Source organism: Rubripirellula obstinata, assembly GCF_001642955.1.
In the GTDB taxonomy this organism is placed as follows: Bacteria; Planctomycetota; Planctomycetia; order Pirellulales; family Pirellulaceae; genus Rubripirellula; species Rubripirellula obstinata.
Map to the genome: position 1 here is coordinate 1 of NZ_LWSK01000146.1, position 12,251 is coordinate 12,251.

Consider the following 12,251-nt stretch of genomic DNA (forward strand, 5'->3'; position numbering starts at 1 on the left):
CTACGCCGCGAAACCGAGCCAGAGAATTGATGTGGGGCAGCCATCCGGGTGCTTGCGCACCCGGCAAGGTGCTGCCGGCCCTCCGGGCCTAACGCCCTGCAACTGATGCGCGTCCCGAGCGAAAGGCGACCATAAAAGTCGTACGTTCCTAATCCGTGTTTTACTGGACCAAAACTCTTCATGGCGTGGGCATCGCCTGGCCTAATGAAAATGTGTCGCTGTCAACTTGTTACGACCCTTGAAAGTAGGCCGCAGCAGGGCCCGCCAGGCTGGTGCGGTGAAGCATTTCCAACTTGTTAAACCGCTTTGACCAGACGTGTCACACCCCGCCGCGATACTACTTTTGTCGCCCAAGGGAATCGATTTTGATTCTCGGCGACAAGCGAGGATTCAAACAACTCTCTCACGCCACCTCAATCACGGAAGAACCAACCATGGCAAAGTTTTACGTCCAATGTGGAAGCATCGAAGTCATCATCACCGCCGACTCGGTCGAACAAGCGGCATTGTCAGCACTGGATCGCAGCCTGCAACAACACCTCTGGATCTACGACGACGAAGGCCTTAGCCAAGAAGATCGTCGGCTGCACTTGATGCTGGAAGCGTTGCTGCACTTATCGCCGACGATCAAAATTAGCGAGCAAGGTTTCGATCGCAACGACGCTTTCCAAATCGGAACGCCTGAAACGGTCGAACACTGGCATCAGTTGATGGTTGGCATGAACCGATTATTCGTCGCCGCTGGTTTAGCACCACGCCCGATGGCATCGATCGCCGGTGCGAAACCCACGCCTAACGTCAGCCCTAGAATGCCTCGCTGATGCGAATGCAGGACGAGGTTCAGCATTGTTGAATGCTTATTGTTTCGACAAACAGTACAAACGACTGTCGCTGCGAATAAAAATCTCTCCCTCGCTAACCGCAGGCGTTCCGCCGAATCCCTTGTCACCAGTAAACCGACTGGTGGCAACCAGCGTTGGTTTTGGCGTTGCCGAAATCACGTAAACGGTTCCTGATCGCGTCGTCAAGTAAAGGTTTTGTCCGATCAAAACTGGCGAAGCATAATCCATGTTGAACATGCCTGGCCTTGGACTGCCCGGCATCCGATCGTCCGCCGATTTGGTTTCTTTGGGTAGTCGTAATTGACTGACTTTGGATCCGTCTGTCGCATCGTAAACCGTTAAAATTCCGTCGCCATGAGTATAGAGATGACCTTCATGCAAGACCGGGGTTCCAAAGCGACCTGGGACTTTGGCGTCCCATAAAACATGAGTATCGTTTACATCACCTTTGCCGCCGGTGCGAACCGCAACCGCGTCGCCGCCTCGTCCGCCGGTCGCGTAAACGATCCCATCGACCGCCATCACGGACGCGGCCGTGCTGGAATCGGTGGTGCCTCTTGAATGCCAGATCAGTTTTCCTGTTTCAGGATTCATCGCCCAAACTTCACCGGGCACATTGATGATCAATTCATCGCGTCCGTCTTCTGATCGAACAATCACAGGCGTGCTCCAGGTGCTCTCGAAATCGCCTGCGGCTTGTTTCCAGACTTCTTCGCCGCTGTTTTTGTCCAAAGCCACCATCGCTGTGTCTTCTTCGGACGCTGTCACAATCAACAGATTTTTGTACAGAATCGGACTCGACGATGATCCCCATCTTTTGTCCCCGGATCCTGTGCCGACACTCTTACGCCAAAGTTGATTGCCATCGAGGTCGTATGCGATCACGCCCGACTTTCCAAGAAACACATAGACGTTTTCTCCGTCGCTCGCAGGCGTGTGGCTGGCGTAACCGTGCGCCGGAACACCGATTCCCTCGTAAGGATCTTCGGGTTGGACTGCTTCAATTGTTTTTTGCCAAAGAACGTCGCCCGTCGATTTTTCAGCGCAAACGATATGCCGAACAAGGTCAGTGATCGATTCGTTGTCGCCGCCCATTCCGTAACCCGAATAACAAGTCACGATGACTTTGTCGCCGACAACAATGGGACTGGAAACACCTTTGCCAGGCAGATCAACGGACCACTTCACGTTGGTTGGCTGGTCGTCGTCAACGGTCCACTGAGTCGGCGTACGCTGGTTCGCCTCAGCTTTCAAAACCCCGGCTGGCCCCAAAAAACGTGACCAATCCTCCGCCAGGGCAGTGGACGTCAACAAAAGCATCGCGGGCCACACGAAGCAGCAAGTCATTTTGGTCATCATTTTGGAATACCCAGTAGGTCCAGTAGGTTTAGAGATCTCGTCGAAGTTCCACATCATCTTAGCGAAATTGATGTAGGCCGGAACAAGCTTTGCGCAGTTCCGGCAATCAAGCGCGGTACCGCTGGACTGGGTGCAGGCAAGCAAGTCGGCCTACCAGCAGGCTGCTGGTTGGGCGGCCCCCCCATCGCCGTGAAGGGTTTCTGGACTGTTTAACCGCGTGGGCATCGCCCCGCGCGTCGCGCGGCCCCACAGTGCGCGGGGTGAGTCCACGGCGGGGGGCCGCCATGCTACTTTTCGTCCCGCGTGGACGCGCGGGGCGATGCCCACGCGGTTAAACGATTTGGTTTCTGACGCTTTGGCAGTCAGGCGGCAGATCCAAGCGGTCACACGATCACGGAATCCGCGCCGCAGAACTGAACGCACGACGCAGTCGCTTTGAACACACGCGTCTTCATCTAGGCAGCTTTCATGGCCAAAAGACTTCGAGAAAACGAGTTTCACAAGTTTGGCACGGTGTTGGCGTAGGTAGGGAATCAGCGAGAGGGCTGACCTCTTGAATCCCCCGCAGAAGCACTGAGGACCAAATCATGAATCGTATCGTAACAACCTTTGCCCTGATCGCTATCTCCGCTGTCTTGACTAGTAATGCTGCATCGGCACAGTGGTTTGGCTCCAATCACTGGACTGATCGTTCCCATCGCTCTTTTCACTCGGGTGCTCACCCGTCCAACGATTGGGCTCGCCGAGCTAATCGTCCATTAATTAACCCGCCTATCGTTAACCGGCCTATCGTTCATCAGCCCGTGGTGCATGTACCGGACTTGTTGCTGCTGGACAGCTATGCGGATCGCCTGGTCACCGTTGCGGTCCACCTGCACGACGACGCCTATGCACTGTCGCCAGGCTATTTCCATTCCGCCGCCATTGAACGGTATGTATTTCAGATTGAACGGTTGCAGGTTCACATGCACGATGTGCTTCATCAAGCCGCATCGAATCGGATCACCAGCGCCGTCTGCTTGAACCATATCCGAAGCGATGTTCGACAAGTCGCTTCACTCGCACGTCGTTTAGACGCCGAACTGAGTCACCAAAAACGTGATGGAGTTTGCCCCGCAGACTACCGCTTGATTCTGCACATGCGACAGGTCCTTGCATCGGAGCTAAATCCGTTGCTTGGATTGATGAATGCTGAACTGACGGGGCACAGACACCACACCGTTCCTATTCGTACTCGTCAAATCAGTCGTCGGCCAAGCTTTTCGTTTGGCTGGGGCTTTTAGTCTCATCGTCAAACGACTGGCCTAGAATCCATCCTTCAAGGTTTCGGATTGCTTCGTCATCTGGATGGGCCAACAAATCACGACCGCTCGCAACCATGCGGGCGATCGCTAGTGCGGTGACGAACATGTCGAACTCATCCTCGCTGGATGCGGCATGAATCCAAGTCTCCGTCTTCGCCATCGACCGCGTGTCGGGATCGGCCGACAGACGGTTTAGCGAAGTCGCGACGGCCAACGCATTGCGCTTGCTGACGTTACCGCCAAACACCATTCGCTGACACAGAGCCGGATAACACTCGGCGAAGATCACGGACGCTGATTGCGTGTCTTCCATTGGCCAAACAGCGGTCTGGCCCGGATAAGCCGCTCGGATTGGCATCATCACGTCCCACCAAAACTGCAGCGCTGACTTTCCGACCTGCTTGGGGCCGTGATCAACGCAGTAGATGCTTTCCGCCTTGGCCGCCAGATCGCATTGGCGTTTCCCATCCCAGCCGCCGCGTTGGTCGCCCTTCCCAAGGCTGACAAACGGTTGGTCAGGGCTGCGATTGGCGACACCTTTGGCGATCATCGATTCTCGCCACGCGTTGTCGCGGCATCGATCGGCGATACCGTCTAGCCAACCCAGGAAGGTTGGCGGATCAGAACTGGCGTAAACATCGGAGGGTTCGACTGGAATGCCGATGGGCAAATCAGCGGCGATCAGGATGGCTTCGTCATCACCTAGCCCATCGATCGCGTCAACAAAAACATTCAGCGCGTTTTGCCCCGCGACCACTGGCACGCGGCTGATTTGGTTGGTCGCAACGGACCATTGGTAAATGGGCCGTTTCAGTTCAGCCGTTTTGCGGTTCTTATCACCGCTGCCATCGATCGCGAAAACCTTGGTTAGTTTCATCGGGTGGTTGTTTACCGCAATGTAAACAGGATCCGCTCGTTACCGCGACGAACGATCACCCGAATGGGCTGACCTGCCTTGGCAGCTTCGCTGATGATCGCACCGAATTGCTCGGGGGATTGCAAGGTGATGTTGGCGACAGTTTCGATGACATCGCCGACTTCCAATTGCATTCGATCCGCGATGCCGCCATCTTCGATGCTGGTCACGATCAATCCGCTGGTCAAACCGTCGTATCCGTATCGCTTGGCGGTTTCGGGGCTGACAGCAACCAGCCCAGCACCCAGCGAAACGCCGGGATTGAACATCGCCATCGCTTCCTCGGTACGCTCTTTCAATTTCACTTCGACACGGATGACCTTGCCGCTTCGATTCACATCCAAAGCAATCTGCGAACCGGGCGGACGGCTGGCGATGTAATTGCGAAGCTGTGTTCCGCCGATCACTCGCTTGCCATCCATCGTCACCACAACATCACCGGGTTGCAAACCGGCCAGAGCGGCTGGTTGGCCATCAAGTAGCCCACCGATCAGGCCGCCGCGATTGACTTTCAAATCATATTGCTGAACCGATTGCGGCGTCACATCAACGACCGACGCACCTAAGAACCCGCGTCGAACTTGCCCCGTGGCAATGATGGATTCCAGCACGGGTTTCGCCATTGAAACGGGGATCGCGAACCCAATGCCGGCACTGGTACCGCTGCGCGAAACGATGGCGGTATTGATACCAACCAATTCGCCGCGAAGATTGACCAGCGGGCCGCCCGAATTGCCCGGGTTGATTGCTGCATCGGTTTGCAAGAAGTCTTCAAAACCATCGCCACCGTTCACGATTCCCTGGACGCGGTTTTTACCGCTGATAATTCCCGCGGTGACGGTTTGGTCCAGATTGAAGGGGCTGCCGATGGCCAAAACCCAGTCGCCGACACGGATGTCATCGCTGCTGCCAAACGCGGCCGGCCGAAGCCCGGTGGCATCAACTTTCAGGACCGCTAAATCGGTTTGCGGATCCAGGCCGACAATTTCCGCTGATAAAATCCGGCCGTCCTCTAGTTCAACTTTGACTTCGTCGCTGTCTTCGACCACATGATTGTTGGTCAGAATGTATCCGTCGGCACGCACGATCACACCGCTGCCCGAACCGGTTGCTTCTTGTTGGCGTCCGCGTTGGCGACGACGGCCAAAGAAATCTTCGACCGTCGGTTGCACATCGCGTACTGATTTCGTTTCCACCGCGACCACGCTGGACCGCATCGATTGGGCAACTTGCCGGAACGCCGCGGAGAGGTCCATCGCGGCGGCCAGGGGCGCGGGCTGGATGTTGGCCGGGTTTGCTGAGGCGGCGGCTGGGCTGCCATACACCCCAGCGTCTTGCGCATCGGCCTGTTGTATCTTGCCGTTGGTAACCAAAAACAGTCCTGCCAATGCTGCCAAGCAACCCATTGCCGCGACCAGCCAACGTCTCATATTTTGATGCATCATTTTTTTAAACTCTTAATCGATTGAGTAAGGTTTCCGCATTTGATCGATCGGAACGATGGTGATTGCTACGCAGTTATTGAGCCAACGGGTCTGTCACAGACCGCCAAAGTTGCCCATCTTTGCGATTCGCGATCGAAATCCTGCTATCGGAGTCTGCCATGTGGGCAGTTTTGATTCAAACCACCATGACAACGCAAACCGCAGGCCAATTGTTCGATCGCGTGCCGGACTGGACTCCCCGACACTGCTATCAATCTGGTACGATTTGATTGCATTGATATCATGGCGGAAGGATTTTCGATCGGTGCTTCATGGCTCGATCGATGGACGTTTTTAAAAGCAATTTAGTCAGCAAAGTGAAGGAATCGAATGCGCGACACAATGACAGTCGTCCTGGCCGGCGGACGCGGGTCGCGGCTAGAGCCGTTGACGCGTGACCGAGCCAAACCTGCGGTCCCGTTCGGTGGGCTCTACCGCATCATCGACTTCGTGCTGAGCAATTGCCTGAACAGCGGCATGCGGAAAGTGCTGCTGTTGACCCAGTACAAGGCTCAATCGCTGGACCGCCACATTCACTTAGCGTGGGGAACTTATTTCTGTCGCGAGCTTGGCGAATTTATCGATGTCGTGCCGCCTCAACAACGATTCGACGATAGCTGGTACCAGGGCACCGCCGACGCCGTCTATCAAAATATCTACGCGATTGAACGCGAACAGCCACGCGATGTTGTCATCCTGGGTGGCGATCACATCTACAAAATGAACTACGGCCCGATGGTCGAATTTCATCGCAAGATGGACGCGGACATCACCGTCGGGGCGCTGCGGGTCAGCCGCGATGAAGCCAAGGAATTTGGCGTCATTCAATCTGACTTGGATCATCGCATTGTCGGCTTTGAAGAAAAACCAGACCAACCGACGACGTTGCCAGAAGATCCCGACGTGGCACTGGCATCGATGGGCATCTACGTTTTCAACGCTCGGTTTCTGTACGAGAAACTTTGCGACGATGCGACCGATCCTGACAGCGATCACGATTTCGGCAAGAACATCATTCCAGCAGCGATCAAAGACCATCGCGTTTTTGCATTCCCGTTCACTGACGAAAATCGCAAACGAGAAGCCTATTGGCGTGACGTTGGAACAATCGATGCTTATTTCGAGGCAACGATGGATCTAATCGGCGTCGATCCGCAATTGAATCTGTATGACGAACAGTGGCCGATCCGAGCCTACCAGCCGATGTTGCCACCGCCCAAGTTTGTCTTTGGCAGCGAAGGTGGTCCGGCGATTCGTCGTGGTGAAGCGTTGGATTCGATTGTCTGCCAAGGTGCGATCGTTAGCGGCGGTCAGGTCCACCGCAGCGTGCTGGGCCCCAACGTTCGCATCAATAGTTATGCGTCGGTGGAAGATTGCATTTTGTTTGACGGCGTCGAGGTCGGGCGAAGTTGTCGGTTGCGAAGAGTGATCGTCGACAAAGGCGTCAAGATCCCCGCCGAAACCGATATCGGTATCGATCCGCAACAGGATGCCGCACGCGGGTTCACGGTCACCGATAGCGGATTGGTTGTGATCGCTCGCGGTGACGAACTGTGTGTCACTGGTGACAACGTGACGGTGGTTCGATGATGATGATGATGATCGCCAACGTTGCTTTGGTGGGCAGTCTTGCTCTGTTTGGCAGCATTGCATTTGCTGTTTTGCTGCTGTGTGGTGGTATCGTTCTGGGAATAAAGATCGGCCGAAAGAGGTCGCAAGCCAGTGGCGAAATCCTTAGCGAAAATGACCGCGAAAACATGCTGCAATTGTTGCAGCAGTTGGGTTCGTGGGCGCATGAGTATTCGGGCAATGTATCGAACTACCAGGCCGAACTGGGAAAGCTAAGCGATGCGTTTGAGTCAAAGAGTAAACGTGCGGGCGCGACTCCGGCCGATAGCCAAGTCATGTTGCTGCTGGGGCAGATCATGAAGAGCAACGAAGCGTTGCAGAATCGTTTGGATGTTGCCGAGCGGCAGCTCGATAAGCAGACCCAACAAATCGAATGCTATTTGACCGAAGCTCGAACCGATGGTTTGACCGGTCTCTACAACCGACGTGCCTTTGACAAACGACTCGATGAAGTCTTTGCTGAATACAAAAATGGTGGTCGTTCGTTTGTGTTGGTTCTGGTGGACATCGATAAATTCAAAACCATCAACGACAATTACGGCCACCAAGCTGGCGACCAGGTGCTTCAGCAATTGGCGGCAGCACTGCGGTCTCAGTTAAGCGGAGCCAAGATGGTCGCGAGGTTTGGTGGTGAAGAGTTTGCCGCCATCATGGACGGGCCACTGCAGATTGCAGCGAAGCGAATGGACGAGGTCCGTCGGGTTATCGCCAAAGAGCGAATGGATGCGGGTGATGCTTCCTTGCAAGTCACGATCAGCGTCGGCGTTAGCGAACCGCGTGAAGACCTGGTCGCCAGCCCGATTGTCCGTCGCGCCGACGAAGCCTTGTACGCGGCGAAAAATATCGGCCGCAATCGTGTGTACTATCATGACGGCAAGGCACCGAGTCTGGTCGGGGCAGCCGAAATCGCAAAGTAGTCTCGATTGGCATCGCTTAGAAGGCTTCGCTTGGTAGGCTCCGTTTAGAAACATCAAACTGAAAATCCCCCCGCCGCCCCAACTTGCTTCGACATCATGACCAAACCTCAAACGACGCCCTACCAGATTGACACGATGCCGCCCGGCATTCCCTACATCATTGGCAACGAAGCAGCCGAACGGTTTAGCTTTTACGGGATGCGGGCAATCTTGACGGTGTTCATGACGCAGTACTTGCTTGACGCAACGGGTGCGCTGGACACGATGGGCGAAGAAGACGCAAAGTTTTGGGGCCATACATTCATCATGGTCGCGTACTTCACGCCGCTACTGGGGGCATTGGTTGCCGATTGGTTGTTTGGAAAGTATCGAACGATTTTGTGGCTGTCACTGCTTTACTGTGCCGGTCACTTCACATTGGCAATCAACGAGACGCGGGTCGGATTGGCGATTGGGCTAAGCCTGATTGCGTTTGGGACCGGTGCAATCAAACCCTGCGTCTCCGCTCACGTCGGCGACCAATTCGGCAGCAAGAATGCTCACCTGTTGGAAAAAGTCTTCGGGTGGTTCTATGTCGCAATCAACTTAGGCTCATTCATCTCAACGCTGCTAACGCCATGGCTGCTGGAGGCATACGGTTCCAAAGTCGCCTTCGGCATCCCGGGCATCCTGATGGCAATCGCCACGTTTGTTTTCTGGTTGGGCCGAAACAAATTTGTTCACATTCCTCCACGCGGTTCGGTGGTCTTCAAAGAAGCCTTTACGGGAATCGGGCTAAAGGTGATCTTGAAATTAGCACCTGTTTATTTGCTGGTTGCTGTTTTCTGGAGTCTGTTTGACCAGACGGCAACGAGTTGGGTGTTGCAGGCCGAGCAGATGGACCGCACCGTGTTTGGCTATGAATTGCTTTCCAGCCAAATCCAAGCTGCCAACCCGTTTATGATTTTGCTGTTCGTTCCTCTGTTTAGCTACTTCGTTTATCCCACGATCAGCAAAGTCTTCCCGTTGACACCGCTGCGGAAAGTCAGCATTGGAATGTTCCTGTCGGTGTCGGCGTTCTCATTAATCGCAGTCGCCGAATCGAAAATCCAAGCAGGTGAAACCACCAGCATTACCTGGCAAGTCGCAGCCTACGCTCTGATCACGATGGCGGAGGTAATGGTGTCGATCACGTGCTTGGAATTCAGTTACACTCAAGCGCCCAACAGCATGAAGAGCATCATCATGAGCCTTTACATGTTGTCAGTTTCGCTGGGCAATTTTATTGCGGCCGGCGTCAATGCGGTAATTTCAAATCCCGACGGCACATCCAAGTTACCCGGTGCGATGTACTATTGGTTCTTCAGCGGACTGATGTTGGCCGCTGCGTTCGCGTTTATTTTCGTCGCCTACTTCTATCGCGAACAAACCTACATCCAGGATAGCGATGCCGAAAACGAAGTCATCGCCGAAGGCACTCAGGTGTAGGCGTCTAGAACTGTCCCGAAACAACATCCCGGTCTCCCCGTAGCAAGGTCCGCTAGGGTTCAGTCGAGCTTGTTCCGAGCGTGGACTGAACCCTGGCGGGCCCAGCTACGAAAAGTTTCGCCAAATACGGAACTGTCCTATCGGGACAGTTCCATATTTGCTGAACCGAGCCTGGCTACGGTGATTCCGCATTCATTGCTCCACTGAACCTTGGCGGGATCAGTTACGATGGTGAGGACACAACGCAACGCCCAGAAGAACCTCCCTGAAGAACATCCCAGAAGATCAGCCCTGAAGATCATTGAAGATGAACCACGACAAAGACGCACGATTGATCGGAATGCTGCGCCGAGTCGTTCGGGATTGCGGCAAACTGTACGCCACCAGTGCAAAGCTGATGGTCCGTCGCTATCCCACCGAGATCGAAGGGTTGCCGCAGCGTTTTGCCGAGTTGATGGATGATTTGCATCGCGGTTTGATCATCAAAATTTACGTGACCATCGTTCGTGCCGACGATCGCTGGACCGCGCCAGAAAAACGGGTTGCCGCTGCGATCATCGAACATCTTTGGGATCAGAAACTCACAGGCAATGATCTGCGTGAGGCCGCAACGGGGCTGTTTGAACAAGCCGACGCGTTGGATTGGGAATCGTTGGTCGCACCGTTCGTGCGATACAAACCGCTTGTCGGCAGCAAGGCACAAGTTGAAACGGTCGTGCTGCGTCTGGCAAATTTGGTCGCAAAGTGTGATGGCCAAACAATGCCCGAAGAACAAATGGCACTGCACGCGCTGCAAAAAGAAATTGACGCAGCGTTGCACCCCGCGACGCCTGAAAAAACACTCGCACCTCTGACTCGCGGCAAACATGCGACGGCCGCTGATCGCGAGCAACAGCATGCCGAATCGGAATCACGCAGTAAACATGATGCCGATCAAACCGAAGCAATGTCGGAAACCGATCGCACAAAAAGGCTTGCTGCTGCGATCAAAGAACTGGATGAACTGATCGGTTTGGATCAGGTCAAACGGCAGGTCAAAAGCTACACCAATTTTTTGAAGCTACAAAATGAACGGCGAGAAAAGGGCCTGTCCACGATGCCAATCAGCCTGCACATGGCTTTTGTCGGCAACCCGGGAACCGGCAAAACAACGGTGGCTCGAATCATCGGACAAATCCTTGGCGCGATGGGAACGCTGAAAACCGGCCACGTGGTTGAAACCGACCGCAGCGGATTGGTCGCCGAGTACGCCGGCCAAACCGCGACCAAAACAAACGAGCTCTGTGATTCGGCGATGGGCGGCGTATTGTTTATCGACGAAGCGTATAGCTTGATCGATTCGTCGGGCGATGATGCCTACGGACGCGAAGCGATTCAAGCGTTGCTAAAGCGAATGGAAGACGACCGCGACCAAGTTGCCGTGATCCTGGCCGGGTACAGCGACGAAATGAAAAACCTGATCCAATCCAACCCCGGGTTGTCTTCGCGCATCAACACGAACATTGAATTTGGCGACTACGACCCGGCTGATCTTGGCCGCATCTTCGAGATGATGTGTCGGCAAAACGATTACGAACTGCCCGCCGCTGCCAGGCATCGCCTGTTATTGGGCTTTCACCATTTGTATCAGAAACGCGATCGACATTTTGGAAACGGTCGATTGGTACGAAACGCGTTCGAGGATAGCGTCCGACGGTTGGCCGATCGAATTGCCGGCGTGCTTGAATTGAGCGAAGAGTTGTTAACGCAGTTGACGGTCCGCGATATCAGTGTGCCAGGAATATCCGATGATGAACTGGACCGAATGCGAAATGCACCGCACAAGTTAAGGATGCAGTGCAAAGGTTGCGCTCGCCGAATTCGGGTGCAACCTGAATCACTGGGCGTGATGGTTCGTTGCGGTAAGTGCAACGAAGTTCAGTCAGCGGACTGGGCGTTGGTTTCCGAGACTTAGGTTCGCGAACGCTGTGGGCGAACACGACGAAGTAGGCCTGAATTTAAGGGTAAAACTCGCCACAGGTTGGTCTGTGGCTGTTTTAAAACGTAGCTGATCCCGCCAGGGTTCAGTCCGCGACCGGATTAAGGACCGTTGGAACAGTTAGTGGCGGGAGAATTGTTAGCGAAAGTCGCCAAGACTTTCGGTTTGTCGAGTTGCCGAAACTCTTGGCGAGTTTCGCTACGCCACTGATTGTGGCGGGAGAATTGGTAGCGAAAGTCGCCAAGACTTTCGGTTTGTCGAGTTGCCGAAACTCTTGGCGAGTTTCGCTACGCCACTGATTGTGGCGGGAGAATTGGTAGCGAAAGTCGCCAAGACTTTCGGTTTGTCGAGTTGC

10 protein-coding genes are annotated in these 12,251 nt (G+C 54.5%); 6 read left to right on the forward strand and 4 right to left on the reverse strand.

Translation table 11 applies throughout. From position 1 onward, the window contains the following. Positions 1 to 434 precede the first annotated feature (434 nt). Positions 435 to 821, forward strand: a complete 387-nt coding sequence (locus tag RC85_RS22490) for a hypothetical protein (protein WP_068267000.1) — start codon at positions 435 to 437, stop codon at positions 819 to 821. Between the two features lie 36 nt (positions 822 to 857). Here RC85_RS22490 and RC85_RS22495 read toward each other — a convergent pair whose 3' ends face one another. Beyond that, a complete protein-coding gene (locus tag RC85_RS22495; protein WP_162273237.1) occupies positions 858 to 2,201 on the reverse strand; it encodes an outer membrane protein assembly factor BamB family protein in 1,344 nt (447 codons plus the stop codon). A 587-nt stretch (positions 2,202 to 2,788) separates the two neighbouring features. Between RC85_RS22495 and RC85_RS27095 the strand changes: the two genes are divergently transcribed. Next, positions 2,789 to 3,484 (forward strand): hypothetical protein, encoded by a 696-nt coding sequence (locus RC85_RS27095; RefSeq protein ID WP_160148239.1) that lies wholly within the window; start codon positions 2,789 to 2,791, stop codon positions 3,482 to 3,484. Here the strand turns inward: RC85_RS27095 and RC85_RS22505 are convergent. Beyond that, complete coding sequence (locus RC85_RS22505; protein ID WP_068266994.1) at positions 3,444 to 4,382, reverse strand: hypothetical protein; 939 nt, start codon at positions 4,380 to 4,382, stop codon at positions 3,444 to 3,446. The two genes, RC85_RS27095 and RC85_RS22505, sit on opposite strands and share 41 nt — an antisense overlap. An 11-nt stretch (positions 4,383 to 4,393) precedes the next feature. Then, a complete protein-coding gene (locus tag RC85_RS22510; RefSeq protein ID WP_084422945.1) occupies positions 4,394 to 5,866 on the reverse strand; it encodes a Do family serine endopeptidase in 1,473 nt (490 codons plus the stop codon). A 369-nt stretch (positions 5,867 to 6,235) separates the two neighbouring features. Between RC85_RS22510 and glgC the strand changes: the two genes are divergently transcribed. The 4 genes from glgC (at position 6,236) to RC85_RS22535 (ending at position 11,872) form a co-directional block, all read left to right on the forward strand. After that, a complete protein-coding gene (glgC, locus tag RC85_RS22520; RefSeq protein WP_068266997.1) occupies positions 6,236 to 7,495 on the forward strand; it encodes a glucose-1-phosphate adenylyltransferase in 1,260 nt (419 codons plus the stop codon). Next, entirely contained in the window at positions 7,492 to 8,451 is a 960-nt protein-coding gene (locus tag RC85_RS22525; protein ID WP_235033482.1) for a GGDEF domain-containing protein, read from the forward strand. The genes glgC and RC85_RS22525 overlap by 4 nt, the downstream gene beginning before the upstream one ends. 96 nt (positions 8,452 to 8,547) lie before the next feature. After that, positions 8,548 to 9,918 (forward strand): POT family MFS transporter, encoded by a 1,371-nt coding sequence (locus RC85_RS22530; protein WP_068266998.1) that lies wholly within the window; start codon positions 8,548 to 8,550, stop codon positions 9,916 to 9,918. Between the two features lie 307 nt (positions 9,919 to 10,225). Beyond that, positions 10,226 to 11,872: an AAA family ATPase gene (locus RC85_RS22535; protein WP_068266999.1), complete on the forward strand. Its 1,647-nt coding sequence runs from the start codon at positions 10,226 to 10,228 to the stop codon at positions 11,870 to 11,872. 109 nt (positions 11,873 to 11,981) lie between these two features. Here the strand turns inward: RC85_RS22535 and RC85_RS28640 are convergent. After that, positions 11,982 to 12,251 (reverse strand): hypothetical protein (locus RC85_RS28640; RefSeq protein WP_238383206.1); only part of this gene is annotated, 270 nt, incomplete at its 5' end.